We start from the raw sequence: 26077 nt of genomic DNA on the forward strand, positions 1-26077 counted from the left end.
CACCCGATGACCCAATGGATCGACGCAGTCGCACTCGACGATATCGAAGACGAAGACGTCATGCGTTTCGACCACGGCGGACGCACCTTCGCGATCTACCGCGTGGAAGACCAGGTCTACGCGAGCGACGGGCTCTGCACGCACGAACACGTGCACTTGAGCGACGGGCTCGTCATGGGTCATGTGATCGAATGTCCGAAGCACAATGGCCGCTTCGACGTGCGTGACGGCAAGCCGCTTTGTGCACCGGTATGTGAGAAGCTCGCCACGTATCCGGCCAGGGTCGAAGGCGGACGGATCTATATTGAAGTGTGACGCACCGAAACCTTGCAAAGGGAAGCGAAAAAACGCGCAAACGTTAGCGTGGCATTCGCCGATCGTTACGGTGTATTAAACAAGCGAACTTGAGCGCTTACTCTCGTCCATGTAACGAGAATGACATAAATAGCCATTAGCGTGCTGATTCTCCATATTAATCGGAATGGATAGTCATGCACCCCGCGCTCGCGCAGTTTCGTCGTCCGGGTCTTCCCGTAGGCCCGCGCAGCGCCGGAGAACTGGCTCTGGAAGTGCCGGCCATCGACGCCTCGGATTCAAACTCTCTCGTCATGGAGATTTTCTATTCGAGGCGCGACATGGCCAGTCTCGCGGTGATCGAAAACGATCGCCCCATCGGACTCATCAATCGCGATATCTTTCTGTCGCAAATGAGCAAGCCGTTTCACCGCGAGCTCTACGACAAGAAGAGCTGCATCGCATTCATGGACAAGGAGCCATTGATCGTCGATGCGGCCATGAGCATCGAGGCGCTCACGTTCAAAACGGTTGAAGTCGGCGAAAAGGCGCTGGTCGATGGTTTCATCGTGACGCGCGAAGGCCGCTTCGCTGGCGTGGGCAACGGCTTGCGCCTGCTGTCCATCGTCGCGGAAATGCAGGCGGAAAAGAATCGGCAGATCATGCAGAGCATCGAGTATGCGAGCGTGATCCAGCAAGCCATGCTGCGCGCCTCGCGCGAGACGCTCGCGACCATGTTGCCCGATGCCGCGCTCGTCTGGGAGCCGCGCGACGTGGTGGGCGGCGACTTCTACCACTTCGCGGCGTTCGCCGACGGCTGGTTCGGGGCGGTGGCCGATTGCACGGGACACGGCGTGCCCGGTGCGTTCATGACCTTGCTCGCCTCGGCGTCGCTCTCGCAGGCCCTCGAACAGATCGGCCCGCGCAACCCCTCCGCGTTGCTGGCAGCCGTCAATCGCAATGTGAAGGGCCTGCTCGGTCAAATCAACGGCGCGGGCGACGCCCCGCAGTCCAACGATGGTCTGGATGCCGCGTTCTTCTGGTTCGACGCCGCCAGCCAGGTGCTGCACTTTGCGGGTGCGCGGGTCGCGCTGCACGTCTTGCGTGCGGACGCACAACAGTTCGAAAGCATTGCCGGCGACCGCATGGGCGTGGGCTATGTCGACAGCCTCGCCGATTACACGTGGAGCCAGCACGCTGTAGCTGTGCCGCACGGCAGTCTGCTGTTCGTTTCCACGGATGGCCTGACCGATCAGATTGGCGGCCCGCGCAAGATCGCCTTCGGCAAACGCCGAACGCTCGACCGCATTCTCGCCGCGCGCGAGAACGCTTCTTCATTCATCTGCGCACGCCTGCTCGAAACCTTCGCCGAATGGCAAGGCTCCCAGGCGCGCCGCGACGACGTCACGCTTTTCTTCGCACGAGTTTGAGGTAGTTCACCACTATGTCTGGAATTCTGGATCAAAACTGCTGCTTCTTCGAAATCGCACAGAAGCGCAGTTTGCTCTTCTATCACAAAGGCTATTTCTCGCACAGCATCGTCGCGGCGATGAGCGAGGTCGTCAAGCTGCAACTGGAAGTGGCGGGACTGAGCACGTCTACGCGTAGAAGGATCTTCTCCTCGTTCATCGAGCTTTCGCACAATATCGTGCACTACTCGTGCGACGCGCTCTCGGAAGATCAAGGCCAGGGCGGCGCAATACGCGAAGGCGCGATGTGCATTTCCGCCGAAGGCGAGCGCCACCTCATGGTATGCGTGAATCCCATCGCCACGGCGGCCGTGGACGACTTGCGCGAGAAGCTGGAGCCGCTGCGCAACATGTCGATCGAGGAAATCAAGCAGGCCTACAAGATGTCGCTGCGCGCCGACACGCCTGCCGACAGCAAAGGCGCGGGACTGGGTTTTCTGACGATGGCGCGCGACGCCAGTGCGCCGCTCGAATTCGCGTTTCATCCACGCGAAGACGACGCGGGCACCACACTGTTTTGCCTCAAGACCATCATCTGACCAGGGCACGCGTACAAAATGGAAAACCTTTTTATCGCCGCCACGGCAACGTCACCGGAAATCGACTTCCGCTTCGACGAAAACGTGCTGTCTCTGCGAGGCGAATCGTATCCCGAGAATGCCGCCGCGTTTTATGCGCCGATCATCGAGCGGCTCAATCTCTGGCTTAAGGACTGCGAAAACGCCGCGATCACGGTCGAGGTCACGCTCACCTACTTCAACAGTTCGAGCACGAAAATGCTGTTCAGCGTGTTCGACGCCCTCGATCGCGCCGCCGCGGCGGGCAACCAGGTGCAGGTGAACTGGTATCGCGACGAAGAAGACGAAACGATCCTCGAATTCGGCGAGGAACTGCAAACCGACTTCACCGCAATCAAGTTCAATGATTGCCCGGTTGCAACGTGAGGATGCCTTGAGAACGACGCGCGTGGAAACGACTGGCTTGCGGGACGCAATGAAGGATCACTACCTCGACCTGTTCCGCAGCGAAAGCGAGGCGCTGGAGCGGGCCCGGATGATTGCCGAGGCTCCGGAGGCGTACGCGCACAGTCATCGCGAGGCGCTCATCGAGCTGATCCAGCACTACGAGCGCCTGATGCGCGAAACGCGCCGCCTGATCGGGCGCAGCGATCGCGCCGAGCGCGAAATGCAGGCGCTCACGCAGCAACTGCAATATCGCGCGACGCACGACGCGCTGACCGGCGTGCTCAATCGCAGCGCCGTGATCGAACGCACGGTGAAGGCGCTGCGCGCGAATCGGGCGGTCATGATCCTGCTCGACATCGACGACTTCAAGAAGGTCAATGACGACTTCGGGCACCCGGCCGGCGACAGCGTGATCTCGGGCATCGTGAACTGCCTGCGGCGCATTCTCGGCGAGACCGGCATCATCGGTCGGGTTGGCGGCGAAGAGTTCACGGTCGTCTTGCCGGGCTTTGACATTGCCGACGCCTTGCAACTCGCCGAGCGCATGCGCGAAGCCATTGCGAATCACGCGTTCCCCGCGCCGGTGTGCCGCGCCATTACCGCCAGTTTCGGTGTCAGCGACAATCCGGCCGGCACCGATTTCGACACGGCGTACGGACTCGCCGATTCCGCGTTGTACACCGCCAAGCGCGGCGGTCGCAACTGCGTGACGTTCGAAGGGCAGATCGCGTCGGCCGGTTGAGCGATGGCGGCCATTCGGGCCGTTGCCACGCAACGCTCGTCTTTTCCGAACGCCACTACAATGGTGCGGAGAAAACGGCGACGCGTATGAAGAATGCATGTCACGAAATCGCGCGTCGGTAGAGCGAAACAGCGAGGCGATCGATGACAGCGAAGCAGCCGGCAAGCCTGGCATTGCCAGGGCAAGTCGTACTCGTATTGCAGGGCGGCGGCGCGTTAGGCGCCTATCAACTCGGTGTCTATGAGGCGATGCACGAAGCCGGCATCCAGGTGGACTGGGTGATCGGCACTTCCATTGGCGCCATCAACGCTGCATTGATCGCCGGAAACGCACCCGAGCACCGCTTCGAGCGTCTGGTCGAATTCTGGCACCGCGTCACCGACCGCACCCGTCTCGACGTCCCAGTCACGTGGCCTGGTTTCGCGCCCGGCTGGGACAAGACGTTTGCAAAGCTGATGATCATCGGCGGCGGCATTGCGGGGTTCTTCCAGCCCAACCCGGCATCGTGGTTCGGTCCGCTCGCGCGCCTCGGCGTCGATCGCGCGTCTTACTACAAGATCGCCCCGCTGCACGACACGCTCGTTTCCCTGGTCGACTTCGAATTGCTGAACGCCGGGCATCCACGCCTCACCGTGGGTGCGGTGAACGCACGCACGGGCGCCATGCGCTATTTCGATTCTCGCGACCAGCGCCTGAATGTCGAACACATCATGAGTTCGGGCGCGCTGCCGCCCGCATTCCCGGCGGTGCGCATCGACGGCGAGCCGTACTGGGACGGCGGCATCTATTCCAATACGCCGGTCGAGGTCGTGCTGGACGACAAGCCGCGCCACAGTTCCGTGATCTTCTCGGTGCAGGTGTGGAATCCAGCGGGCCCGGAGCCACAAAGCATCTGGCAGATCGCAGAACGGCAAAAGGACATTCAGTACGCGAGCCGCACCGAAAGTCATATCGCGCGTCAACAGCAGATCCACCGCTTGCGCCACGTGATCCGCGAACTGGCGAAGCGCGTGCCCGCCGACGAGCGTGACGCGCTCGATGTGAAGGAACTGGCGGCATGGGGCTGCGAGACCACCATGCGGCTCATCAAGCTCGCGGCGCCACGACTCGACGGCGACGACCAGTTGAAGGACATCGACTTTACGCCGTCGGGCATTGCCGCGCGCCGGCGCGCGGGCTACGAGGCCGCCATGCGCGCGATCGACGCAAGGCCCTGGGATGCCCCGATGGATCCGATAGAAGGCCTCAGCGTCTACAGCGCGGACGAAGAATAAAAGAAAGCGATAGAGCACGAAGCCCATATCGCCCCACTCGAACGGCAGTGGAAAAAAGCCGGCGGGTGGAGCCACCGGCCGAGCAGATCGATCCGTTCGTTCAGTGCACGGCAGCGGCGAGCAGCGACTTCAGTCTGGTCGCGTTGTCGGCAAGCAGCTCGGGTTCGATGCGCACACGGCGCGCAATCAGTTCCTGCGCAATCCGTACGTCGCGGGCGATTTCGCCCGTTTGTCCCACGCCGCTCGCGCCCACCAGCAGGCCCGCCTCGTCGAACGCGAAAAACACCTTCGATGCCGCGCCCGTCGCACGCACGGCCTTCGTCGAGCCGAATGCGGGCAAGCCCGCGATCTGGATCGTCATGTCGTATTGATCGGACCAGAACCACGGCACGGCGCTGTGCACCTCGTCGCGGCCGAGCATGTTGAGCGCCGCCACGCGCGCCTGATCCTCGGCGTTGCGCCAGCATTCGAGACGGACGCGCCGCCCGTACAGCGGATGCACGAACGAACACACGTCGCCCGCGGCGTAGATATCGGGGTCGCCGGTCCGCAGCATGGGGTCGACGGCAATGCCGTTGTCGATCTCGAGACCCGCTTGCTGTGCGAGCGCCACACGCGGCGCGACGCCAATGCCGACCACGACGGCATCGCAAGGTACGACGGCTCCGTCGCCGAGCACGACGGCATTGACGCGCCCTTCGCCCTCGAAGCGCTGGACCTGAACGTCGAAGCGCACGTCCACGCCGCGTTCGCGATGCAGGTCCACGAGGCACTGCGCCACCTCCGCAGGCACCGCGCGCATCAACGCGCGCGGCGCGGCTTCGAACACGACGACCGCGCAGCCGCGCTGCACGGCCGAGGACGCGACTTCGAGCCCGATGAAGCCCGCGCCGACCACCGCGATGCGGCGCCCCGGCCCGAGTTCGCCCGCGATGGCGAGCGCGTCGCCGGCATTGCGCAGCACGTGCACGCCCGCGAGATCTGCGCCGGGCACGCTCACGCGGCGAGGCTCGGCACCGGTCGCGATGAGCAGGCGACGGTAGGCAAGCGTCTCACCGTTCGCGAGCGTCACCGTGTGCGCAGCGCGATCGATCGCGCTCGCGACACAACCGCAGCGCAGATCGACACCTTGTTCGCGATAGAACGCCTCGCGGTGGATTGCGCCCTGCTCCGGCGTGCGCTCGCCTTGCAGCACCGCCTTGGAAAGCGGCGGCCGCTCGTACGGTTGCGCGGTTTCGTCGGCGATCAGCGTGATCGCGCCTTGCCAGCCGCCTTCGCGAAGCACCTGCACGGCGCGTGCGCCGCACTGGCCGCCGCCGATCACCACCATGGCATCGCCCGCACTCATGCTGACTCCTTGCGCGCTCAACGATACTGCCCCGCGAGCGCAGACACCTGCTGAATATTCTGCGGCGTGATGAAGCCCGGCCCGGAGCTGATATTGCGCGCCTCATAAACGGGCTTGAGTCCATAGTCCTTCAGCCGCTGCTGGAACTTCGGGTTCTGCTCGAGCGCGGTGCGCGCCTGCAGCACGTCGTTGTTGTGGTTCTGATGCATGATCGCCAGCAGGGCCACCGGAATATAGCCCTGCAAATACGGCTGCTGGTCGGTGCAGAACTTGATCGTGCCGTCCTTGATGCCCTTCGCGACGTCCGGGTCGATATCGAAGGTCGCAAACCAGATCTTGCCCGCCAGCCCGAGGCTCTTCACCGCGCGTATCGTCGGATCGGCCGAGGTCGGCCCGAGCGTGAGCACGGCCTGCGTGTCCGGGTGATTACGCAAATATGCACTCACCTTCGATTCTATGCCCGTGGGGTCGGTGCCCGCATCGAGCACCGAAGTTTTCATGTTCGCGCCGATGGCGTCGGCAAAGCCGCGACAGCGCTCGAACGAAAGCGGATTCGTGGCGTAATGGTTCACGCACAGGAACGTCTTCACGCCGTCCGCCTTCGCGCGCAGCCCCGCCTCCTTGCCCGCAAGATATTCGGGCTGGCCCACGTGCATGAGCGCGCCAAGCTCGGCGCTCTGTTGCTCGGTGCCCGTATTCGCGGTGATGAACGGAATGTGCTTCGCTTTCAGGCGTGACACGGCGCCCTTGAGCAGATCGAAATCCGCTATGGTCGTCACCACGCCGTCGTAATTGCGTGCGGCCGCCTGATTCACGAGCTGCACCATGTCGGCGATATCGCCATTGGGCGGATTGCGGTAATCGGTCTGCACATTGAAGTCCTGATCGGCCTGCTTGATGCCGTTCTTGACGGTATTCCACCACGCATCCGAATCGGGCGCGTGCGAAATGAAGTCGAAATGCGCCACGGGGTCCGCGTGCGCTACGGGACTCATTGCGAGTGCCAACACCGTCGCCGCCAGCGGCAATACCTTCAGGAAAGGAACGTTCACGGCTGTCTCCTAGGTTGCGTCGTTATCGCGGTGATTCAAGGATTCGTATGCCGAATCAATCCGAGGCGAGCCCGAGATAGATCGTGCCGCCTTCCACCTTGACCGGGTGCGTGGCGAGGTTCACGCAAACCGGCGCCCCCCTGGCCGCGCCCGAGGGAATGTGAAAACGCCCCATATGCATCGGACATTCGATGATGTCGCCGAACACGAGACCTTGCGCGAGACGCGCCGTTTCGTGCGTGCAGACCCCCGCGGACGCGTAGTAGCCCGTGGGCGTGTGATAGATCGCGTACAGCTCGCCTTCGTGTTCGAACTCCATCACGTCCTCTTCTTCGAGTTCGTCGCTCGCGCACACCTCATGCCATTGAAGAATGTTCATGTCGTCTCCTCCATCGTCATCTTTCGAAAAGGGTCTACAGGTCCAGGCGTCATTGCGTATCGGCGGCAAAGGCATTCGCAGCGGCGGCCTCGCGCATCGCGCCCGCCGTCTTGCCGGGCACCTGCGGCGTGATCATGTAGTTCGGGTCGTGGCGCTGCACGCGCAACACGTGCACGATCTCCGTCCACGCGTCGAACAGACCGTCGTAAGCGGGTGGCAAGTCGGCCTCGATCGCTTTGCGCAATTTAGGCAGCGCATGAAACGGCACATTGGGGAACATGTGGTGCTCAACGTGATAGTTCATGTTCCAGTAGAGGAACTGCAGCACCGGGTTCAGGCGCAGCGTGCGGGTGGAGAAGCGGTGATCGAGTTCGTTCTCGCGCAGGCCGGTGTGCTGCGTAATGGCCAGCAGTTCGTGCAGCCACGCGCCGTAGGCGCGGGGCAGCAGCAGGAACACCACCGGTAGCCAGCTATGCGCTGCGAAGGCCCACACGCCAACGGCCACGTAGAGCGCGAGCATGACCCGCGAATTGCGGCGCATCGCCCGATATTCGACCACCGGCACGACGGCCTTCGCGCTCCTCGTCACGATGCCGAGGCTATGCAGCACGATGTTGCCGAGATGATGAATGCCATGGGAGACGCGCAGGAAGTCGGTGGCGAGCTTGAGGTAATTGGGCGGCCGCTTGACGGCAATCTCAACGTCGGCGGGCACCGTGGCCGTGAGGTGCGTATAGGTGTGATGCTGCGCGTGCGACCAGCGGCTATAGATCTGCTCGCGCCAGGTCATGAAGCAGATCACCCAGTGCACAGACTCGTTGAGCCACTCGCTCCTGAACGGCGTGCGATGACGCAACTCGTGCTCCATCGCCTCGGCGAACGCGTAGATCGTGCCGTACAGCAGAAAAGCCGGAATGCACCAGAGCGTGCCCAGCGAAAACCAGGCGAGCGCGCCGGTCGCGAGCACGAGCGCCATGAAGCCGCCGAAATACGTCAGGGCAGTCCTGTCGTTGCGCCGCGTGACCTCCTTGAGCACCTTGCGGTCGAGCGGGCAACGGTACCAATCGTCCATCGTGATGACTTGTGGCGAGCCTGGCTGTGCGGACATGAGTCGAACTCCCGTGCATGACATTGAACGCTGATGAGCCGCTTTGATTTTGCTCATCCTTGAGTCGAATTACAGGCTCTAAATGAGCCATCGTCAAAGACTAAAATGACTCATTTTGAGCATGAAAGGGTTTTTACCTAAGCCATGAGTGCCTGAAAACGTTCTCCACGTGGAGATAAAATTCAAATACTCGCGACGAAAGACTCATTTTGAGGCAAAATGAGTCCATACTCACCCGCTGCGGAGCCCCGATGAAAAGCCGCCCTACGCTGAAGCAGTTAATGGAACTCACGCAGCTAAGCCGCGCGACCATCGACCGGGCGCTCAACGATCGGCCCGGCGTGCACCCGCGCACACGCAGCGCCGTGGAAGCGGCGCTCAGGCAACTGGGCGCGGGCGACGGCGAGACGTTGCCCGAGGCGTCGCGTAGCTCGTCCAATGCGTTGCGCGTGCGCCTGCTCCTCCAGGCCGGCGACGCCTTCACCGCCGAACTCACGCGCACGACAGCGAGCCTCGAAGCCGAGTTCGCGGCGGCGGGCGTGACGGTCGAGGTGGTCAATTGCGTGGGCGCCAGCGACGAAGACGTCGCGCTGCGCGTGCGCGAGTCGGCGCAAGGCGCTGCCGACGCCATCGGCATCATCTGCACGAACACGCCGCCCATTACGTCGGCGCTGCGCGAATGCATGGCACGGGGCCTGGGCGTCGTGACGCTCATCACCGATGTCGACGCCGATGCGCGCCACACCTACGTCGGCGTGAACAACCGCGCCGCGGGCCAGTCGGCCGCGTTCCTCGTCGGCCGGCACCTGGAGGGGCGGCCCTCGCCTTCGGTGGCCGTTGTGGTCGCAACGTTCTCGTACACCTGTCACGAAGACCGCGAAATCGGCTTTCGTTCGCTGTTGCGCCAGCGCTTTCCCCACGTGAACGTGGTCGAAGTGATCAAGGGCGCCGACTCGGGTCCGGCAACCTACGAGGCCACGCGCCGCTGCATGGAAATGCACGGCGCGCTCGACGGCATCTACAACGTGGCGGGCGGCAACGAAGGACTCGCAGCGGCGCTGCGCGAGCGCGGGCTTGCGGGCCGCACGCTCTACGTGACGCATGAGGTGAACGCCGTGACGGAGCCGCTGTTGCGCGCGGACGTGATCGACTACCTGCTCTCCCAAGATTTGCGTCTGCTGCTGCGCACGGCCGTCGAACAGATGCGCCACGCGGCGGCCGGCGCCACGCCGCCCGCGCAGGCGCTCCTGCCGATCGAGACCTATTCGCGCTATTCCCTGCCCTGACGCGGCTGAAGCGGCTACGCCCCGAACGCCGCACGGCTGGTTGCATGCATTGCCCGTTTACGATACTTTATGCTCGTTTTTGCTCGATTAAACGGGCAAGCCAACGAGCGAGCGGGAGCCGAAACTCATGCAACGAACACGCCTGGAGGCCAGTGAAGGCCTGCTCCCCGACGAGCGCGAGCGCCTGATCCTCGAAAAACTGCGCGCCGAGGGCCGCGTGCTGGCCACCGAACTCGCCGCGCAGCTCGACACCTCGGAGCACACGATCCGGCGCCATTTGCGCGACCTGGCCGAGGCGGGGCATTGCAAGCGCGTGTATGGCGGCGCGCTGCTCATCTCGCCCGCCAACAAGCCCGCCTCCGTGCGCATGCGCGAGCAACTGCCGGCCAAGGCGCGCCTTGCGCGCGCCGCCGCCGCGCTCGTCAAACCCAACCAGGTGATCCTGCTCGACGCCGGCTCCACGAACGTCGAGATCGCGGCGGCGCTGCCCGAGAACGCCGGCCTCACGGTCGTCACCACTTCGCCCCAGGCCTGTGTGCGCCTGCTCGAGCGCCCAGGCATCGAAGTGATCCTGATCGGCGGGCGCGTGAGCGCCCAGGCCGCGGGCGCGCTGGGGGCCACGGCGCTCGTGCAGATTCAGCAGATCAGGGCCGACCTCTGCTTTCTCGGCGCCTGCGCGCTCGATCCGTCCGAGGGCATCGCCGCCTTCGATGCGGAGGATGCCGAAATGAAACGCGCGATGGTCGCGGCAAGCGGCCAGATCGCGGCAGCAGTCACCACGGAAAAGCTCATGACATCCGCGCCCTTCGTCATCGCGCCGTGCGCCTCGCTCGACTATCTGGTCGTCGATGCCGACGTACCGAAACTGCATCTGAAGCAACTGAAAGCCGCATGCGGCGACGTGGCGGTGGCGCGATGAGGCCCCTGCGCGAACGCTACGCCACCACGGCGGTCTTTCTGGCGAACGGTTTCGGCATCGGTGCGTGGGCCGTCGAGGTGCCGCGCGTGAAGGACAAGCTGCTGCTTGGCGACTCCCTGCTCGGCGTCGCGCTCTTTGCCTTCGCGCTCGGCGCCATCGTCGCCATGCCGCTTGCGGGGCGTCTCGCGCCGAAGTTCGGCAGCGGCCGCGCGACCGCCCTGCTCGGCGTGCTGTTCGTCGCCGCGTTTCCGTTGCCCGCGCTCGCGCCCAATGCGACGCTGCTGTGCGCCGCGTTGCTGCTGCTCGGCGCGCTCAACGGCGCGCTCGACGTTTCCATGAACGGCCACGCCAGCGCGATCGAAAAAATCTGGCATGCACCGATCATGTCGTCGTTCCACGCGGCCTGGAGCGCGGGCGGTCTGGCGGGCGCAGCCGTTGGCACGGTGCTGCAAAAAGCAGGATTTGGCGTGCTAAGCGGGCTTGCGCTGCCCGCCATTCCCATCGCCGTGCTGATCGTCGGCGCGGCGCTGTTCTCGCTGCGCGACGTGGGCACGCGCCCGGAGGCTGCGTCGGGCGGCGGCTTCGCGTTGCCGCAGGCGGGCGTCGTGAAGCTCGCCGCGCTCGCGTTCCTGTGCATGATGACCGAGGGCGCCATTGCCGACTGGAGCGCCGTGTATCTACGCAACGCCTTGCCCGCTCATGCGGATAGCGCAGGCATCGGCTATACGTCGTTCGCGTTCGCCATGGCGGCATGCCGCGTGGTGGGCGACGCGTTCGTGCGGCGGCTGGGCGCGGTGCGTGTGGTCGCGCTGGGCGGCCTGCTTTCGGCTGCGGGCCTCGCGGCCGTGCTCGCTGCGCCGGCGCTCGCCACGGCAGTGGTAGGGTTCATCTGCGTCGGCATTGGGCTTGCCAATGTGGTGCCGGTGATTTTCAGCGCGGCCGGGCGTACAACCGATCCGCCCGTGACCGGCGTGTCGATGGCGGCCACTGCGGGGTATGCGGGCTTTCTCGTGGGGCCGCCGGTCATCGGCTTCGGCGCGGGGCTAGTGGGGCTGCAGCTCGCGCTCGGCGTGCTGGTGCTCGCGACGCTCGCGGTGTGCTTTGCGGGTAGCCGTGCGGTTCGCGATGTCGATGCGTCGCGAGGCGAATCGGCAGCCCATGCGCAGATGCGCAACGATTCGCGCGACGCGGATCGTATCGAGGCGGACTGACCTGCGTTCGCCTGACGCATCGAATATCACCACAAGATCCGGATATTTCCACCCAGGCGCCCTGCGTAGACTCGTTCCCGAAGCTCAAACCACCGCATCCGGCTCGCGCCGGATCGATCTTCGGGACATCGACAATGAGCACAACCGGTAGCGCGACGCCACAGCGCGTCGTCGTCAATCTTTCGCACGCGAGTCTCGCCGCGCAATTCAGCGAGCAGATGGCCATTGCGGTCATCCCGATCGTCGCCGTGGTGGCATTGGGCGCCACGGCACAGCAAAGCGCCTCACTGCAGGCCGTCAATACCTTGCCCTTCCTGCTGCTCTCGCTGCCCGCCGGTCTCATTGCCGATCGCAGCCGCCGCAAGCCGCTCATGATCGCAACCGAACTGCTGCGCGCCGCCGCCCTCTTCGTGCTGTTCGCGTTGTTCCATGCGCGCGTGCTTTCGCTCTATACGCTCGGCACGCTGGGCTTCGCCATTGCGACCGGCACGGTGGTATTCAGCGTGACCGCGCCCTCGCTCGTCGCGGCCATGGTTGAAACGGGCGACCTGCTCGCCGCCAACCGGCGGCTCGAAATCGCGCGCAGCATCGCCTACACGGCGGGGCCTTCCGTGGGCGGCATTTTTGCGGGCTGGGCGTCGGGCGTGTTTGCGTTTCTCGCGGCGTTCGCCCTCTCGCTCGCCAGCGCGTGGTGTCTCGCACGGCTGCCCGCCGAGGCGCCGCGTCCGCATTCGCGTCGCGCGCTCGCACACGAACTCTTCGACGGCGTGCAGTTCATCGCGCGCAGCACGCATCTGCGGCCCATCGTGGCGACGGCCTTCGTCTTCAATACGTCGTGGTATCTGCTGCTCGCGGTGTTCGCGTGGTACGCGATACACCGGCTCGCGTTCGCGCCATCGGCGGTAGGCGCTGCACTCGGCGTATATGGCTTCGGGATGGTAGGCGGCGCGTTTCTCTACAAGATCATCGCCAGGCGCCTCGTCTTCGGGCGGCAAATCCTGCTCGGCCCGACGAGCGCCGCGCTTGGCTCGCTGTTGATGGCGAGCACCGTACTCACGCATTCGCGCGCCACCGTGTTCCTGGCTTTCTTTCTGTTCGGCTTCGGACCGATTGTCTGGACCATCTCGACCACGGCGTTGCGCCAGGTCGTTACGCCTCGTGATCTGATCGCACGCGTCTCGTCGGTCATCATGATGGCGACGTTCGGCGCACGTCCACTCGGCGCCCTGCTCGGCGCGTTCCTGAGCACGCGCCTTGGCATGGCGAGTTGCCTCGTCGGCGCCGCGTGCGGTTTCGCCCTTCAGCTCGCGATCATCGTGTTCTCGGCGCCCGCGCGGCTGCGCTCGATCGAAGGACTCGATGAGGCGCGAGCCGAGCCGCACAACGTGAAGCCAATGCGCTTCGCGACCGAGAACCGGCAGGAGTAAGGCGACCGAAGCCGCCCTTCATTGCCTAGCCGTTCGAACCGTCGAAGTCCACCACTTCGACCCAGTTCGCCCCCTTGCCCACCGGGTACTTGTCAAGCTCATGCAGCGCGCCGCTCTTCGCGTCGATGCGGTATGCGCTCAGCGTGGGCGAGAGCTGGCCCACGGCGAACAGATACTGGCCCGACGGATCGATATTGAAACCGCGCGGCTGTTTCTCGGTGGCGTACGTGCCGATGCGCGTGAGCTTGCCCGTTTGCTGGTTCACGCGGTACGCGCCCAGCGTGCTCGACGTACGCTCCGAGATATACAGGTGGCGGCCGTCGGGCGTGAGGTGCACGTCGGCGCCCCACGGCTTGTCGCCGGAGAAGCCGGCGGGCAGGATCGAGATCGTCTGGATCGGCTTGACCGTATTGTTCGCCGCGTTGAAGGCGAGCACGTGCAGCTTGCCGTCGAGTTCGTCGATCAGATAGACGAAGCGCTGGTCCGGCGAAAACTGGAAGTGACGCGGACCGGAATCCTTCGGCAGCGAGTACGCGGGCTTCGCGTCTTCGGTGAGCGCGCCCGTCGAGGCGTCGAATTTCAGGCGCAGCCAGGCGTCGGCGCCGAGCACCGAGGCGAATGCGTAGCGGTTGTCCGGCGAGGTGCGAATGATATGCGCCATCGGGCCCGTCTTCACGGTTTGCTGCACGTCGCCCGCCACGCCGTTTTCGCCGATGCGGTTCACCGCCAGCAGATTGCCGCCGTACGAAGCGGAGAGCAGATAGCGCCCCGTGCCGTCGGTGGACACATAGGCCATGCTCTCGGCGAGCGGCGCGCGGCCCAGTTCGGCGAGACGGCCGTCGAGCGGATTCACGGCGAAGCTCACCACGCGATACGGCTTCGAACGCAGCGCCGCATACAGGTGAAGATGGTCGGGCGAGAACGCCATCGGCATCACCGTGCCGCCCACCGGCACGGTCTCGACCGCGGCCAGCGCGCCGTTCTGCGCATCGAGGCGGAACACTGAAATGTCCTGGCTGTCGGCGTTCGACACGTACACGTAGCTAGCCGCATGCACGGCCACCGATGCCGCGAGGCCGAAAGCGGCGCCCGCCACACTGCGCAAGATTGCCTTCTTCATGTCGTCCTTTCTGGTTTGCTAGTTTTATTGAATGGTTTTGCGCGTATCGATCTTCACGCGAGCGCGCCGACGCGAAACACCGAAACCGCTTCCTTCATCGATTGCGCCTGGTGCTCCAGCGCGCTCGCGGCCGCCGCCGCCTGCTCAACGAGCGCGGCATTCTGCTGCGTGACCTGATCCATCTGGCTCACGGCCATGCCTACCTGCTGAATGCCCGTGCTCTGTTCGGCGGTGGCCGTCGTGATCTCGGCCATGATGGTGGCGACATTGCGCACCGAGTTGACGATCTCGTTCATCGCCTCGCCTGCCTGCGCGACGAGCGCGTTGCCGTTGCGCACGTCTTCCATCGAAGCGCCAATCAGCTCCTTGATCTCGCGCGCGGCACCTGCACTGCGCTGCGCGAGCGTGCGCACTTCGCCCGCGACCACGGCGAAGCCGCGTCCCTGCTCGCCCGCGCGCGCCGATTCCACGGCGGCGTTGAGTGCAAGAATATTGGTCTGGAACGCGATGCTGTCGATCATGCTCGTGATCTCGGCAATCTTCTGCGAACTGGCGCTGATGTCCTGCATGGTCTGCACGGCGCGTCCCACCACGTCGCCGCCGCGCTGCGCGAGTTCGGCCGCGCCCGTGGCGAGCGTGCTGGCCTCGGATGCGTTCACGGAGTTCTGCTTCACCGTGGAGGTGAGTTCTTCCATGCTCGCGGCGGTTTCTTCGAGCGAGGCGGACTGCTCCTCCGTACGGCTCGACAGATCGAGATTGCCCGCCGCGATCTCGCGCGCGGCCGTGTGAATCGCGTCGCAACTGTCGCGCACGCCGGCCACGGTGTGCGAGAGCCCCGCCTGCATCCGGCGCATGGCGGCGAACAGCAGGCCGATTTCGTTGCGGCCCGCTTCGGGCACGCGCACGGTGAGATCGTTCGAAGCGATGCGGTCGAGCACGGCCGCGGCGTCGGCCAGCGGGCGCGACACGATGCGCTGCAAGGCGAAATGCGTGACGACGACGAGCGCCAGCGCGATGGCCACGCCCACGCCCACGAGCGTGACGATCCATCCATAGCGCGCATTGCCGTCGTCGAGCGTGGCCTCGGCGAGCGCGTTGGCGAGCTTCTGGAACTTCTCCACGTTCACGGAATAGGCCGCGCCCGCGGCGGTGATGTCGGTGTCGTTGACCGCAACGTAAGCGGCCGTGTCGCCGTTGCGCAGCGCGTCGGTGGCGCGCGTGAGCGTGTTCGAGAGTTGCGCCGCCGATTCGAGCAACTGGCGCTTGAGGTCCGCGTCCATACCGTCGAACGCCGGGGCGTTGGCGAACGCCTGGGTCTCGCTCGCCGAAAGCTCGAAGCTATGGGCCGCGCTCTTCAGCGCGGAGTCGCGCGTGGCCGTGTCGTTGCGTTCCTTGAGCGCGCTGTAGCCGCGCACGAGCGCCGAACGCGTGCGCGTGGTGTCCTTGTAGGCGTCGTTGACCAGAATGGTCTGGCGCGCGATTTCATGCAGGCGTTGGGCGCTGGCGTTCGACTCCTTGAGCGAGAACACGCCCGCGAAGCCGCCTATCAGGATCATCACGCCAAAGATCACCAGCACTGCAAGGAGGCTGGCTCGTACCGTCGTGTTGCGCATGTTGCTTCAATCCCCGGTTTCCATGGTGTTCTTCTTTACGGCTCAAACGCCGGAGTCTTGAGGGTGCAGACGCCATGTTGTCCAACAACTTGACCGCATCATCCCACCATCGCGCGGTTATCCTGAAATTCGAGTTTACCCTGATACCGACTCAACAGGCATACAGTCTGGTTGCTTCGGCTTCCCGGGCGTTGTACGATTAGCTCAGACAACCGGCCATGATGTCAAACAACTTTCCGACATCTGGCTGAACAAGCAGCTAATCAGGTCCGCAAACGGAACGCGCCTGACGCGAGTCAGGCGCGTTCTTGCTTAAGTAGATGCGGCGCGCACGAGGCGCGCCGTCCGGAGACAGCAGATGCTGGCCGCAGCGTGAGCGCAGCGGCCAGCATCTCGCGCACGAGAGAGGTCGATCCACATGTCGTTGAGCCGCACCGCCACGCAGTCCGATGTCGCCAGGCGCACCAGGGTGCGCTACCTGATCCTCTCGCTGATCTTCATCATCACCACGCTCAACTACGCGGACCGCGCCACGCTCTCGGTCACGGGTTCGGCCATGCGCACCGAGTTCGGTCTCGACGCCATCCACATGGGCTACATCTTCTCGGCGTTCAGCTGGGCCTATGTGCTCGCGCAGGTGCCCGCGGGCTGGGTGCTAGACCGCTTCGGCGCGCGCCGCGTGTACGCGGGCAGCATCTTCCTGTGGTCGCTCTTCACGCTGCTGCAAAGCACGATTGGCCTGCTCGGCAGCGCGTGCGCCGCGATTGCGGGCCTCTTCGCGCTGCGCTTCGCGATGGGCGCGGCCGAAGCGCCCGCCTTCCCCGCCAACGCCAAAGTGGTGGCGAGCTGGTTCCCGGCGAAAGAGCGCGGCACGGCGTCGGCGATTTTCAATTCGGCGCAGTATTTCGCAGCCGTGGTGTTCACGCCGCTCATGGCGTGGCTCACGCACGCGTATGGCTGGCATCACGTCTATATCGTGATGGGCGTGGGCGGCCTCGTGCTCGCCTTCGCGTGGATCCGGTTCATGAAGAATCCGGCCGATCATCCGGGCGTGAACCAGCAGGAACTCGAATACATCGAGGCGGGCGGCGGCATCGTGAACGGGCATCAACGCGCAGCGCGCGGCGAACGCAAGGGCGCGAACTGGGCGGTCATCCGCCAGCTGCTCGGCAACCGCATGCTGCTGGGCGTCTATCTCGCGCAGTACTGCATCAACGTGCTCACGTACTTCTTTCTCACGTGGTTCCCGATCTACCTCGTGCAGGCGCGCCACATGACCATCCTGAAGGCGGGGCTGATCGCTTCGCTGCCGGCTATCTGCGGCTTCCTGGGAGGGGTCGTGGGCGGCGTGGCTTCGGACGCCCTGATCCGTTCGGGCCGCTCGCTCACCATGGCGCGCAAGGTGCCGATCGTCGGCGGCATGGTGCTCTCGTCGTGTATCGTCGGCTGCAACTACGTGAACAGCGACTGGATCGTGGTCGCGCTCATGTCGCTCGCGTTCTTCGGCAAGGGCCTGGGCGCGCTCGGCTGGGCCGTGATCGCCGATACCGCGCCGCGCGAAGCGATCGGCCTCTCGGGCTCGATCTTCAACATGTTCGGCAATATGGCCGGCATCGTCACGCCGATCGTGATCGGCTATCTCGTGGCGGAAACCGGCTCGTTCAACGGCGCGCTTGCCTTTGTCGGCATCAACGCGATCGTGACGGTGATCAGCTATCTCGTAATCGTGAAGGACATCAAGCGCGTGGAGTTGAAGCCTGCCTGATTGTGTGTGATCGTGCGACGCGCTATGGCTTCTCGTGGGCCCGCCGCGCGAGCGTGCGGGCCGCGACGATCGCCGCCGCGAAGCCCGAAGCCGCGCCCACCAGCAAGGCCCAGCGCGGCCCCCAGTGGTCGGCGACCCACCCCACGATCGGCGCACCGATGGGCGTGCCGCCCAGCGCCACGGCCAGCCGAATCGCCAGCACGCGGCCCCGCATGCCGGGCTCGGTGGAAAGCTGCATGAGGCTGTTGGTTTCGGTGGTGAACGTGAGCGCCGCGATGCCGATCATCACGAGCGCGCCGCCGAACCACCAGTAGCCCGGCGCAACCGAAGCCAGCAGGCACCCCACCCCGAACGCCGTAGCCGCGAACAGCAGCGAGATGAAACGCGGATGGCTGCGCCCCGCGCCGAAGAAGGCGCCGCTCATGGTCCCTACCGCCATCATGGAAGACAGGAGTCCGTAGCGTCCCGCGTCGGCGTGAAAGACGTTCACGGCCATCGTCGAGATGAAGATCGGAAAGTTCAGCCCGAAGGTGCCGATCAGGAACAGCATGACGAGAATGGCCCGCAGGTCCGGACGCGCCCACACGTAGTGGAACCCCGCAGCAATACCGCCCTTCGCGGGTTGCGTACATCTTGCCGAACGCAGCTCGTCCACGCGCAGACGCGTAAGCGAGATCAGCACGGCCACGAACGACAGACCGTTGAGCAGGAAGGCCCAGCCCACGCCCACCGATGCGATGACGATTCCCGCCACGGCCGGGCCGATCATGCGCGCGGCGTTGAACGAGGTGGAATTGAGCGCAACGGCGTTGGAGAGATCGGCGTCGCCCACCAGCTCCGAGACGAAGGTTTGCCGCACCGGCGAATCGAATGCCGTCGTGCAGCCGAACAGGAACGCGAACACGTACACGTGCCAAAGCTGTACGAGACCTGTTGCCGTGAGCACGCCCAGTGCAATGGCCAGCGTGCCGAGCAACGCCTGCGTGACCATGAGCAGCTTGCGCTGGTCGAAGTGATCGGCGGCGAAGCCCGACCAGGGCATGAACAGCATTTGCGGCCCGAACTGCAGGCCCATCACGATACCGACCGCCGCCGCGCTGTGATGCGTGAGCCCGGTGAGCACGAGCCAGTCTTGCGCCGTGCGCTGCATCCACGTGCCGACGTTCGAGACGAGCGCGCCCGCCGACCATACGCGATAGTTGTAAGTCCTGAGCGAACGAAAGAACCCGGAAGCTGGAGCGCCCATGTGACGGCCTCGATTTAGTCGGCCACGAGCCGCTTGAGCAGTTCGATCGTGGCGGCGAGCTGCTCCTGCTCCACGCCGGAAAGGCGCGCTTCTATCCTGCGCGAGAGCCAGTCCTGGCGCGCCGCGCGCCCCTCCTTGAGCCACTCGCGAAAAGTGTCAGTCAGCGACCAGAGCGTTTGGCGCCCGTCGTTGGGGTCTGGTGCGCCGCTGATATGGCCCGCTGCCTCGAGCGGCGCGATGAGCGTGCCCATCGACTGCGGGCGCATGCCCTCCGCGCGCGCGAGGCTCGACACCGTGGACGGCCCCTCGCGTTCGAGCCGCTGCAGCACGGCCATCTGGGAAGGCGTGAAGTCGCCGAGGATCGCCTGCTCGCGAAAACGGCGGCGCAGCTGCCCGACCAGGGCGCGCAGGTCGCCGGCAAGCGCCGCGGCGAGGTCGGGAGGGGGAGTTTGGGCGCGTTCGGTCATCCCCGCATTCTAGGAGATATGAAGGTAAACTGCAAAGCTAACCTTCATATCTCCGGCAACGTGGCAAGCGCGGCCGAACGCGTCACCGGCGCGCCCGCAGCCACTTTTCCCGCTCGCCCAGGCGCCGCTTCCAGTCAGGCGCAAGGCCCGGAATGGCGATCAGCTCGACCAGCGCATCGATGGACGGACGATGCGACAACTGCACCTGCCAGAATTCGTCGATGGAGAACCGTTCCGTCTGCCGCTCGACGAGCGTGATGGCGTCGCCCGGCGCAATCACGCCCGGGCGCAGGACACGGTAATACCAGCCGGTGATGCACCCCTCGGCAATATGCATCGACATGCGCTCGACGCCGAAGCGATGATTGATCTTCCAGCACGGGCTGCGTGGTTGCGAGACTTGCAGCATGGCGCTGCCAACCTGGTAGGTGTCGCCGATGTGCACGTTACGTTCGGTCAGCCCCGAGGCCGAGATGTTCTCGCCGAGACTGCCGGGCACCAGGGCCTCGGCGCACTCCGCGAACGCCTGCGCGATGCGCGCGTAATGCTCCGCCGCGTAGTGATGGACGGCTTTTTCCGGGCCGCCGTGGATGCGTGGGTCGCCATGCTCGTCGCCGACGATCCCCTGCGCATCGATGCGAACCGACCCGGCGATGCGCCGCTTGAAAATGCCGCTGCGCTGCCCTTCGTGGTCCAGATAACCCATCCCCCCGGCGAACAGGCACCCAATGTTCGTAGTCAACACCGTCACCACGTGCATCCTCCGGTTCGCGTTTACGACACTGTGCCCGCGCCGTTCAATCCAGTAAAGTGATGGTAAATGATGAAATCCATCATTATTTATGATTCATGGAATTCGCCATGGAGATGCGTCAGCTAAAGATTTTCTGTGCGGTGGCGGAGCACGGCAGCTTCACCGCGGCGGCCGAGAGGGTGCACACCGTGCAGTCCAACGTCACGATGCGCGTCAAGGAACTCGAAGCCGAGCTCGGTCAGCCATTGTTTATCCGGCAAAAGAGCGGCGTGGTGCTCACTTCGGCCGGGCAAACCTTTCTGGGCTACGCCCAGCGCATCCTCCAGCTCACCGAAGAGAGCCGCAACGCGCTGCTCGATACCGCCACGCCGGCAGGCACGTTGAGGCTCGGCTCGATGGAGACGACGGCGGCAATCCGCCTGCCCCAGGTACTGGCCAGATACCGCGGGAAGTATCCTCAGGTCCAGTTGTCTCTGCTCACCGGCACGACCGCCGAGCTGATCAAGGCCGTCGAAAGCCATCGCCTCGATGGCGCATTCGTCGGCGGTCTGCACCAGAATCCGGTGCTCGCGCAAGACGAGGTCTTCCAGGAGGAGCTCGTCCTCGTGAGCAGCTGCGAGTTCGCCTCGCTCGGCGAACTCATCCAGGTCATGCCGCAGCAGACGGTGCTGGTCTTCCGCACGGGCTGCTTCTATCGCTCCACGCTCGAACACTGGTTCTATCAGGTCGGGCTCGTGCCCAACCAGGTGCTCGAACTGGGCACGCTCGACGGCATCCTCTCATGCGTGGCCGCAGGCATGGGCGTGACGCTGCTGCCAAAGGCCGTTGCGCAAAACTACGCAGCGCGCGAGGCCATCGCCCTTCACGCGCTCCCGCGCGAGTTCGCCAACGTCAAGACGGTATTCATCCGCCGCAACGACACACTGGCGACTCCGGCGTTGAGCGCGTTTGTCGCGCTCGCGCGCGACCAGCTCGCGCTGTCCACTGACGACACGAAAGCGAAACGCGCGAGTCCGGCGAATCGCAAGAGCACGCGGCGTTCGACGGCAGCGGCCTGAACGCCGCCGAACACCGCGTCAGGGTCAGCAAGCGGCGCGGCACTCGGCCGACTCCACTTGCGCCAACGCCCGGTTTGCGCCATATGCCAGACCATCGAGCATCGCCTGGGCATTCGCCGCAACCGTCGACGCCGGCAGCCCCGCCACCAGCTCCGCCACGCGCTCGGCCGCCGGCACCACGCCGACGATCTTGCTGACGCCCTGCCCCGCATAGAGCGAGAGCTTCTGCGCCATGCGCGGTTTGTCGATCATGCGTGCGCCGCCGCCAACGAAGCGCAGCAGGTTCCATTTGTCGCGATTCGGAATCACACAATGAGGTGTGCCGTACGGCCAGCCGAACGAATACCCGGTGCGATACTCGATGTCGTCCACGCTGGCTTCGACAATCTTTTGCTTGTAGAGCGGGTGCGCATTCGATTCGTCGGTCGCAACGAACGCGGTGCCCACGAGCACTCCCGAAGCGCCGAGCAGCATCGCGGCCCGCACATCGTCGCGTGTCGTCATGCCCCCGGCCGCCAGCACCGGACGTCCCTGCGCGACCTCGCAGATCGCGGGCAACAGCGACATGACGCCGATCGTCCCCCGGTTGAGGTGGCCGCCGCTTTCGCTGCCCTGCGCGACGACGATATCCGCGCCGTGCCGGATCGCGTGCCGCGCGAGCGCAACCGAGCCGACCTGGACCATGACGACCATGCCCGCGTCCTTGGCACGCGGAATCATGTCCGCCGCATAGTCTTCGGCGTAGAACAACGACAGCATGCGCGGCCGCTCCTGCAACACGACCTGGAACTGGGCTTCGAACACGGTCGGGCCGCCGAACTTCGGCACGAGATTCACGCCGAAGGGCCTGTCCGTCAGCTCGCGCGTTTCCCGTATCCACCGGCGCAGCGCGAGCGGCGGCAAACGCAGCCCGCCGAGCGTCCCCATGCCGCCGGCATTGGCCACTGCGGCAACGAGCTTCGGGCCGGAAATCGCCGCCATGCCGCCAAGAAAGACGGGATACCGGACGCCGCACAGCTGCGTGACCGCGTTCCCGCCGAAGGCCGATTTGAATTCGCTCATCGCTCAAAGCTCCACGTGTTTGCCAAGCATCCGCTTGAGGGCGTCATTGCCCAGCGCGAAATGATTCTTCAGTGCTCCGAACAGATGCAACGCGAGGCCCAGCAGAAAGGCCGTCGCTCCGATATCGAAAAGGATGTCCACGACCCGTTGCACTGCCACGTTGGGCTCGATGAGCGTGGGGATCGCCAATCCCCCCGGCAACTCGACGGCGACACCGGCCGCCGCGCGGGAAAGCCATACGGCCACCGGCAGCAGCACCATGGCAAGCGCGAGGCCCACCGCAACGGAGCGGCTGACGATCACTTCGACGGGGTTCGGCGTGCCTACGGGCAGCGGATGATACGAAGAGAGGCGTGCCCAGAGCCGATAGATCGACACGACGAACAGCACGGCGCCCAGCAGATTCTGCGTACGCACGAGGCTCAGTCGTTGGACGTCTTCCGCGGTCAACATGAGCCCGACGCCGCATCCGGCGATCGACAGCAGCAGCGCTGCGACGATCCAGTGCAGCGCGATCGTGATGGGCGAAAAGCCCAGACCGTTGTCACGCATTTGCATGATTGTCTCCTTGTTGGCGTTCTCTAGTGGCTGACCGCTCCGGACGCGCCGAAGCCGGTCTGCGCGCGGATGGCCTGCTCGCCGAAGTCGTCGCGCTCGCGCTGCGCCCGTTGGCTGCGGTCCGTGACGGAGCCCAGCCAGGCAAACAGAAACGCGATGCTCATCGACACGATGGCCGGATAGTCGTAGGGGAAGATCGCCTTCGCATGGCCCAGCACCGTGACCCAGATGGCGGGCGACAGAATGACGAGGGTGACGGCGCTCACCAGGCCCGCGATGCCGCCGGTGAGCGCGCCGCGCGTCGTCAGCCCCTTCCAGTACATCGAAAGCGCGAGGATCGGAAAATTCACCGAGGCGGCGACGCCGAACGTCAGTGCGACGAGAAACGCGATGTTCTGATCCTTGAACACGATACCCAGCAGCACCGCCACCACGCCAATGCATACCGACGCGATCCTGGAGACCCGCCGCTCGCTCGCGGGATCGGCCCGGTTCTTCTTGAGCACCATCACGTAGAGGTCGTGCGAGATGGCTGACGTACCCGCCATCGTGAGCCCGGACACGACGGCAAGGATGGTCGCGAACGCCACGGCCGAGAGGAAACCCAGCAGCAGATTGCCGCCGAGCGCCTGGGCGAGATGCATGACCGGCATGTTGCTGCCGCCGATCAGCTTGCCTCCGGTCAGGCCGCCCACATAGAACGACGGGTTGCTGCCGACAATCGCGATCGCCGCCACGCCGAGCACCATGATGACCAGATAGAAGAAGCCGATGAAGCCCGTGGCGACGAACACTGACTTGCGCGCCTCTTTCGCATCCGGCACGGTGAAAAAGCGCATGAGGATATGCGGCAGCCCCGCGGTGCCGAACACCAGCCCGATCGCGAGCGAAATCAGCGCGATGGGATCGGACACCAGCTTGCTCGGCAGCAGAATATGCACGCCGTTCCTGTGCGCGGCGACCGCCTGCTCGAACAGTGCGTTCAGCGAAAAACCGAACCGGGACAGTGCGAGAACGGCAAGCAGCGTGCCGCCGAACAGCATCAGCGCGGCCTTGATGATCTGCACCCACGTGGTGGCCACCATGCCGCCGAAGGTCACATAGACCACCATCAGCAGACCAACCACGATGATCGCGTCGTTATAGGGAAGACCGAACAGCAACTGGATCAACTGCCCCGCGCCGACCATCTGGACAACCAGGTAAAAGCAGACCACGGTCAACGAACCGAAGGCTGTCATCGTCCGGATCCGGTTCTGGTCGAGCCGGTACGATGCGATGTCGGCAATCGTCACGCGGCCCAGATTCCGGATGCGCTCCGCGAACAGGAACAGCAGCAGCGGCCACGCGACGAAAAAGCTGATCGCGTAGATCACGCCGTCGTAGCCGTGGAAAAAGATCATGCTGGTCACGCCCAGCAACGCCGCCGCCGACATATAGTCGCCGGCCAGCGCCATGCCGTTCTGGAATCCGGTGATGCCGCCCCCGGCGGTGTAGAAGTCGTCCATCGAACGGGTGCGCGACGCCGCCCAGTACGTGATGCCCAGCGTCGCCACGGCGAAGACGAGGAACATCGCGATCGCCGTGAGATTGAGGGGACGCTGTTCGACGCCGTGCAGGACCTCCGCGGCCGCCGCGTGAGTCGCGACGCCCAGCACGAGCGGGAAGACGAGAGCAAGACTGGCGCGCTTCATGGGTTCGCTCCCGCCAGGATCTGGGCAGTGAGCGCGTCGAATTCGCCATTGGCGCGGCGAACGTACAAGCCCGTGAGGCACCAGCTGCCGACGATCAGCGCGACGCCGATCGGCCAGCCGATATTGACGATACTGTCTGCGGAAAGCCGGATGGCCAGCAAAGCGGCGGCGAATCCGACCAGCACGATGAAGCCGCAATAGGGAATCAGCGTGATGGCGGTCAGGCAGGCAATGTATCTGCGCCGGCGTTTGACCAGCGTGGCGAACAGGGGATTGCTACGAATCCCATGCAGGGTCGTGGGGTTCATCCGATTGTCTCCGTCCATGGAAGGTGTCCGGCATGCCCTCGCCCGTGATATCGCCGTCGATCCACCGGGGGCTGCCGCTTCTCGTGAACTTCACAATAGGTCGAACCAAAAATCTCTTCAAATGATGTTTCGTGATGGCTTCAATCTGTTTGAGTGAAGCGTGGCGCTTGTCGTCGCGATTCAATCAGACCCGCTTGCCGGATTCGGCTTGCCGTTGCGCCTCGAGCAGCGCGGCGAACCGTTCCAACGCGGCCACGCTGCTGTGAACGGAGTGGTATTCCTGCTGGCCGATGCGTGCATCGAGCACAACCGTCATGCCGGATTCTCGAGCGAGATTGAGGATATCCATCTCATACTCCTTGCCTGAAAACTGGGTGAATCGCGTCGCGTGAAATGCAGCGCCTCTTGATAGTCAGATTACGCGCGGCACCACAAAGATCAACGCGGCGCGGACGAAATCACCGTTATGAAACGCCGAACAATCTTACGTTCAGCTCTCACGATGCTTCGCCGGCGCCCCAGGTTTTCGGCAAAACCGGATGCTTAGAAGCCTTGTGCGGTGCCCGTAGAATGCGCGACCAGCAGCACGACACCCAGTATGCAAGCCCCGATCATCGCGGCCAGCGCGACCGCCACGAACGGCAGCCACTTGAAGTTCACGCTGGCCAAATCGGCTTCGTGCGACGCGCTTTTACGCACGCCGAAAAAGCTCCACAGGACCATGCGCATCATTTGAACGAGTTCCATCATTGACTCCGGTTACGTCGATCAGGTCGATCGGATAGCCTGATATTCAACCTTGCGCACTGACAAAAAAAGCAGCAGTTACGAACGATTCGAGCGACGCAGCCGGTTCACGACTGGCAGAACCCGAAAAAGAAACGCCCCGGTGCTCACACACCGGGGCGAAAGGCTTGCCACGCTACAGGCAAAAAGAGCCGCAAGCTCTGCGGGTTTA

General features: G+C 64.4%; 27 protein-coding genes. 12 read left to right on the top strand and 15 right to left on the bottom strand.

Features of this window, described 5'->3' with window-relative positions; genetic code table 11:
* Positions 1-6 precede the first annotated feature (6 nt).
* From AB4Y44_RS19210 to AB4Y44_RS19235, 6 genes are all read left to right on the top strand, one after another.
* Positions 7-315 (top strand): non-heme iron oxygenase ferredoxin subunit, encoded by a 309-nt coding sequence (locus AB4Y44_RS19210; protein WP_342921992.1) that lies wholly within the window; start codon positions 7-9, stop codon positions 313-315.
* Positions 316-491: 176 nt separating this feature from the next.
* On the top strand, positions 492-1724 hold the full coding sequence (locus AB4Y44_RS19215) for a SpoIIE family protein phosphatase (protein WP_342921993.1): 1233 nt from the start codon (positions 492-494) through the stop codon (positions 1722-1724).
* A 14-nt stretch (positions 1725-1738) separates the two neighbouring features.
* Positions 1739-2302, top strand: coding sequence for a SiaB family protein kinase (locus AB4Y44_RS19220; protein WP_342921994.1), 564 nt, complete (start codon positions 1739-1741; stop codon positions 2300-2302).
* An 18-nt stretch (positions 2303-2320) separates the two neighbouring features.
* On the top strand, positions 2321-2707 hold the full coding sequence (locus AB4Y44_RS19225) for a DUF1987 domain-containing protein (RefSeq protein WP_342921995.1): 387 nt from the start codon (positions 2321-2323) through the stop codon (positions 2705-2707).
* Between the two features lie 49 nt (positions 2708-2756).
* Entirely contained in the window at positions 2757-3470 is a 714-nt protein-coding gene (locus AB4Y44_RS19230; RefSeq protein ID WP_342921996.1) for a GGDEF domain-containing protein, read from the top strand.
* A gap of 143 nt (positions 3471-3613) precedes the next feature.
* Entirely contained in the window at positions 3614-4744 is a 1131-nt protein-coding gene (locus AB4Y44_RS19235) for a patatin-like phospholipase family protein (protein WP_342921997.1), read from the top strand.
* A 100-nt stretch (positions 4745-4844) separates the two neighbouring features.
* On the opposite strand, the gene AB4Y44_RS19240 is transcribed toward AB4Y44_RS19235, so the two are convergent.
* From AB4Y44_RS19240 to AB4Y44_RS19255, 4 genes are all read right to left on the bottom strand, one after another.
* Positions 4845-6092, bottom strand: coding sequence for an FAD-dependent oxidoreductase (locus AB4Y44_RS19240; RefSeq protein WP_342921998.1), 1248 nt, complete (start codon positions 6090-6092; stop codon positions 4845-4847).
* Positions 6093-6109: 17 nt separating this feature from the next.
* Complete coding sequence (locus AB4Y44_RS19245; protein ID WP_342922146.1) at positions 6110-7087, bottom strand: sugar ABC transporter substrate-binding protein; 978 nt, start codon at positions 7085-7087, stop codon at positions 6110-6112.
* A gap of 112 nt (positions 7088-7199) precedes the next feature.
* Entirely contained in the window at positions 7200-7523 is a 324-nt protein-coding gene (locus AB4Y44_RS19250; RefSeq protein ID WP_342921999.1) for a Rieske 2Fe-2S domain-containing protein, read from the bottom strand.
* 49 nt (positions 7524-7572) lie between these two features.
* Positions 7573-8631, bottom strand: a complete 1059-nt coding sequence (locus AB4Y44_RS19255; protein WP_342922000.1) for a fatty acid desaturase — start codon at positions 8629-8631, stop codon at positions 7573-7575.
* A gap of 251 nt (positions 8632-8882) precedes the next feature.
* Between AB4Y44_RS19255 and AB4Y44_RS19260 the strand changes: the two genes are divergently transcribed.
* From AB4Y44_RS19260 to AB4Y44_RS19275, 4 genes are all read left to right on the top strand, one after another.
* Entirely contained in the window at positions 8883-9917 is a 1035-nt protein-coding gene (locus AB4Y44_RS19260; RefSeq protein WP_342922001.1) for a LacI family DNA-binding transcriptional regulator, read from the top strand.
* A gap of 127 nt (positions 9918-10044) precedes the next feature.
* On the top strand, positions 10045-10836 hold the full coding sequence (locus AB4Y44_RS19265; protein WP_368700547.1) for a DeoR/GlpR family DNA-binding transcription regulator: 792 nt from the start codon (positions 10045-10047) through the stop codon (positions 10834-10836).
* Complete coding sequence (locus AB4Y44_RS19270; RefSeq protein ID WP_368700548.1) at positions 10833-12047, top strand: MFS transporter; 1215 nt, start codon at positions 10833-10835, stop codon at positions 12045-12047. The genes AB4Y44_RS19265 and AB4Y44_RS19270 overlap by 4 nt, the downstream gene beginning before the upstream one ends.
* Positions 12048-12181: 134 nt before the next feature.
* Positions 12182-13474 (top strand): MFS transporter, encoded by a 1293-nt coding sequence (locus AB4Y44_RS19275; protein ID WP_342922004.1) that lies wholly within the window; start codon positions 12182-12184, stop codon positions 13472-13474.
* Between the two features lie 25 nt (positions 13475-13499).
* On the opposite strand, the gene AB4Y44_RS19280 is transcribed toward AB4Y44_RS19275, so the two are convergent.
* A complete protein-coding gene (locus AB4Y44_RS19280; RefSeq protein ID WP_342922005.1) occupies positions 13500-14594 on the bottom strand; it encodes a beta-propeller fold lactonase family protein in 1095 nt (364 codons plus the stop codon).
* A gap of 53 nt (positions 14595-14647) precedes the next feature.
* A complete protein-coding gene (locus AB4Y44_RS19285) occupies positions 14648-16207 on the bottom strand; it encodes a methyl-accepting chemotaxis protein (RefSeq protein ID WP_342922006.1) in 1560 nt (519 codons plus the stop codon).
* A 418-nt stretch (positions 16208-16625) separates the two neighbouring features.
* Between AB4Y44_RS19285 and AB4Y44_RS19290 the strand changes: the two genes are divergently transcribed.
* A complete protein-coding gene (locus AB4Y44_RS19290; RefSeq protein ID WP_368700549.1) occupies positions 16626-17972 on the top strand; it encodes an MFS transporter in 1347 nt (448 codons plus the stop codon).
* 22 nt (positions 17973-17994) lie between these two features.
* On the opposite strand, the gene AB4Y44_RS19295 is transcribed toward AB4Y44_RS19290, so the two are convergent.
* The 3 genes from AB4Y44_RS19295 to AB4Y44_RS19305 form a co-directional block, all read right to left on the bottom strand.
* Positions 17995-19218 (bottom strand): MFS transporter, encoded by a 1224-nt coding sequence (locus tag AB4Y44_RS19295; RefSeq protein WP_342922008.1) that lies wholly within the window; start codon positions 19216-19218, stop codon positions 17995-17997.
* A gap of 14 nt (positions 19219-19232) precedes the next feature.
* The gene (locus tag AB4Y44_RS19300) at positions 19233-19685 is read right to left on the bottom strand and encodes a MarR family transcriptional regulator (protein ID WP_342922009.1); all 453 of its coding nucleotides are present in this window, start codon (positions 19683-19685) and stop codon (positions 19233-19235) included.
* 82 nt (positions 19686-19767) lie between these two features.
* A complete protein-coding gene (locus AB4Y44_RS19305; RefSeq protein WP_342922010.1) occupies positions 19768-20439 on the bottom strand; it encodes an MOSC domain-containing protein in 672 nt (223 codons plus the stop codon).
* Positions 20440-20546: 107 nt separating this feature from the next.
* Between AB4Y44_RS19305 and AB4Y44_RS19310 the strand changes: the two genes are divergently transcribed.
* Positions 20547-21497: a LysR family transcriptional regulator gene (locus tag AB4Y44_RS19310; RefSeq protein WP_342922011.1), complete on the top strand. Its 951-nt coding sequence runs from the start codon at positions 20547-20549 to the stop codon at positions 21495-21497.
* A gap of 24 nt (positions 21498-21521) precedes the next feature.
* Here AB4Y44_RS19310 and AB4Y44_RS19315 read toward each other — a convergent pair whose 3' ends face one another.
* The 6 genes from AB4Y44_RS19315 to AB4Y44_RS19340 all read right to left on the bottom strand — a co-directional run bounded on the left by AB4Y44_RS19315 (position 21522) and on the right by AB4Y44_RS19340 (position 25866).
* Positions 21522-22559 (bottom strand): NAD(P)H-dependent flavin oxidoreductase, encoded by a 1038-nt coding sequence (locus AB4Y44_RS19315; protein WP_368700550.1) that lies wholly within the window; start codon positions 22557-22559, stop codon positions 21522-21524.
* A 3-nt stretch (positions 22560-22562) separates the two neighbouring features.
* Positions 22563-23117: a cytochrome b/b6 domain-containing protein gene (locus tag AB4Y44_RS19320; RefSeq protein WP_342922013.1), complete on the bottom strand. Its 555-nt coding sequence runs from the start codon at positions 23115-23117 to the stop codon at positions 22563-22565.
* A gap of 23 nt (positions 23118-23140) precedes the next feature.
* The gene (gene actP, locus AB4Y44_RS19325; protein ID WP_368700551.1) at positions 23141-24811 is read right to left on the bottom strand and encodes a cation/acetate symporter ActP; all 1671 of its coding nucleotides are present in this window, start codon (positions 24809-24811) and stop codon (positions 23141-23143) included.
* Positions 24808-25119 carry a DUF485 domain-containing protein gene (locus AB4Y44_RS19330; RefSeq protein WP_368700552.1) on the bottom strand — a complete coding sequence of 104 codons (312 nt, stop codon included), beginning with the start codon at positions 25117-25119 and terminating at the stop codon, positions 24808-24810. The genes actP and AB4Y44_RS19330 overlap by 4 nt, the downstream gene beginning before the upstream one ends.
* A 184-nt stretch (positions 25120-25303) precedes the next feature.
* Positions 25304-25468 carry a hypothetical protein gene (locus AB4Y44_RS19335; RefSeq protein ID WP_368700553.1) on the bottom strand — a complete coding sequence of 55 codons (165 nt, stop codon included), beginning with the start codon at positions 25466-25468 and terminating at the stop codon, positions 25304-25306.
* Between the two features lie 194 nt (positions 25469-25662).
* Positions 25663-25866 carry a DUF2970 domain-containing protein gene (locus AB4Y44_RS19340; protein WP_324156278.1) on the bottom strand — a complete coding sequence of 68 codons (204 nt, stop codon included), beginning with the start codon at positions 25864-25866 and terminating at the stop codon, positions 25663-25665.
* Positions 25867-26077: the final 211 nt, after the last annotated feature.

Origin of the sequence: Paraburkholderia sp. BR10937 (genome assembly GCF_040965695.1) — a bacterium.
Lineage (GTDB): Bacteria > Pseudomonadota > Gammaproteobacteria > Burkholderiales > Burkholderiaceae > Paraburkholderia.

Excerpts from the sequence above, each read along its gene's own strand:
- AB4Y44_RS19245 (WP_342922146.1), bottom strand. The coding sequence starts at position 7,087 with ATGAGTCCCGTAGCGCACGCGGACCCCGTGGCGCATTTCGACTTCATT.
- AB4Y44_RS19285 (WP_342922006.1), bottom strand. The coding sequence starts at position 16,207 with ATGCGCAACACGACGGTACGAGCCAGCCTCCTTGCAGTGCTGGTGATC.
- AB4Y44_RS19220 (WP_342921994.1), top strand. The coding sequence starts at position 1,739 with ATGTCTGGAATTCTGGATCAAAACTGCTGCTTCTTCGAAATCGCACAG.
- AB4Y44_RS19230 (WP_342921996.1), top strand. The coding sequence starts at position 2,757 with ATGAAGGATCACTACCTCGACCTGTTCCGCAGCGAAAGCGAGGCGCTG.
- AB4Y44_RS19280 (WP_342922005.1), bottom strand. The coding sequence starts at position 14,594 with ATGAAGAAGGCAATCTTGCGCAGTGTGGCGGGCGCCGCTTTCGGCCTC.
- AB4Y44_RS19330 (WP_368700552.1), bottom strand. The coding sequence starts at position 25,119 with ATGAACCCCACGACCCTGCATGGGATTCGTAGCAATCCCCTGTTCGCC.
- AB4Y44_RS19270 (WP_368700548.1), top strand. The coding sequence starts at position 10,833 with ATGAGGCCCCTGCGCGAACGCTACGCCACCACGGCGGTCTTTCTGGCG.
- AB4Y44_RS19310 (WP_342922011.1), top strand. The coding sequence starts at position 20,547 with ATGGAGATGCGTCAGCTAAAGATTTTCTGTGCGGTGGCGGAGCACGGC.
- AB4Y44_RS19265 (WP_368700547.1), top strand. The coding sequence starts at position 10,045 with ATGCAACGAACACGCCTGGAGGCCAGTGAAGGCCTGCTCCCCGACGAG.
- AB4Y44_RS19295 (WP_342922008.1), bottom strand. The coding sequence starts at position 19,218 with ATGGGCGCTCCAGCTTCCGGGTTCTTTCGTTCGCTCAGGACTTACAAC.
- AB4Y44_RS19210 (WP_342921992.1), top strand. The coding sequence starts at position 7 with ATGACCCAATGGATCGACGCAGTCGCACTCGACGATATCGAAGACGAA.
- AB4Y44_RS19315 (WP_368700550.1), bottom strand. The coding sequence starts at position 22,559 with ATGAGCGAATTCAAATCGGCCTTCGGCGGGAACGCGGTCACGCAGCTG.
- AB4Y44_RS19225 (WP_342921995.1), top strand. The coding sequence starts at position 2,321 with ATGGAAAACCTTTTTATCGCCGCCACGGCAACGTCACCGGAAATCGAC.
- AB4Y44_RS19255 (WP_342922000.1), bottom strand. The coding sequence starts at position 8,631 with ATGTCCGCACAGCCAGGCTCGCCACAAGTCATCACGATGGACGATTGG.
- actP (WP_368700551.1), bottom strand. The coding sequence starts at position 24,811 with ATGAAGCGCGCCAGTCTTGCTCTCGTCTTCCCGCTCGTGCTGGGCGTC.
- AB4Y44_RS19290 (WP_368700549.1), top strand. The coding sequence starts at position 16,626 with ATGTCGTTGAGCCGCACCGCCACGCAGTCCGATGTCGCCAGGCGCACC.
- AB4Y44_RS19235 (WP_342921997.1), top strand. The coding sequence starts at position 3,614 with ATGACAGCGAAGCAGCCGGCAAGCCTGGCATTGCCAGGGCAAGTCGTA.
- AB4Y44_RS19340 (WP_324156278.1), bottom strand. The coding sequence starts at position 25,866 with ATGGAACTCGTTCAAATGATGCGCATGGTCCTGTGGAGCTTTTTCGGC.
- AB4Y44_RS19250 (WP_342921999.1), bottom strand. The coding sequence starts at position 7,523 with ATGAACATTCTTCAATGGCATGAGGTGTGCGCGAGCGACGAACTCGAA.
- AB4Y44_RS19215 (WP_342921993.1), top strand. The coding sequence starts at position 492 with ATGCACCCCGCGCTCGCGCAGTTTCGTCGTCCGGGTCTTCCCGTAGGC.
- AB4Y44_RS19275 (WP_342922004.1), top strand. The coding sequence starts at position 12,182 with ATGAGCACAACCGGTAGCGCGACGCCACAGCGCGTCGTCGTCAATCTT.
- AB4Y44_RS19240 (WP_342921998.1), bottom strand. The coding sequence starts at position 6,092 with ATGAGTGCGGGCGATGCCATGGTGGTGATCGGCGGCGGCCAGTGCGGC.
- AB4Y44_RS19260 (WP_342922001.1), top strand. The coding sequence starts at position 8,883 with ATGAAAAGCCGCCCTACGCTGAAGCAGTTAATGGAACTCACGCAGCTA.
- AB4Y44_RS19335 (WP_368700553.1), bottom strand. The coding sequence starts at position 25,468 with ATGGATATCCTCAATCTCGCTCGAGAATCCGGCATGACGGTTGTGCTC.
- AB4Y44_RS19300 (WP_342922009.1), bottom strand. The coding sequence starts at position 19,685 with ATGACCGAACGCGCCCAAACTCCCCCTCCCGACCTCGCCGCGGCGCTT.
- AB4Y44_RS19320 (WP_342922013.1), bottom strand. The coding sequence starts at position 23,117 with ATGCAAATGCGTGACAACGGTCTGGGCTTTTCGCCCATCACGATCGCG.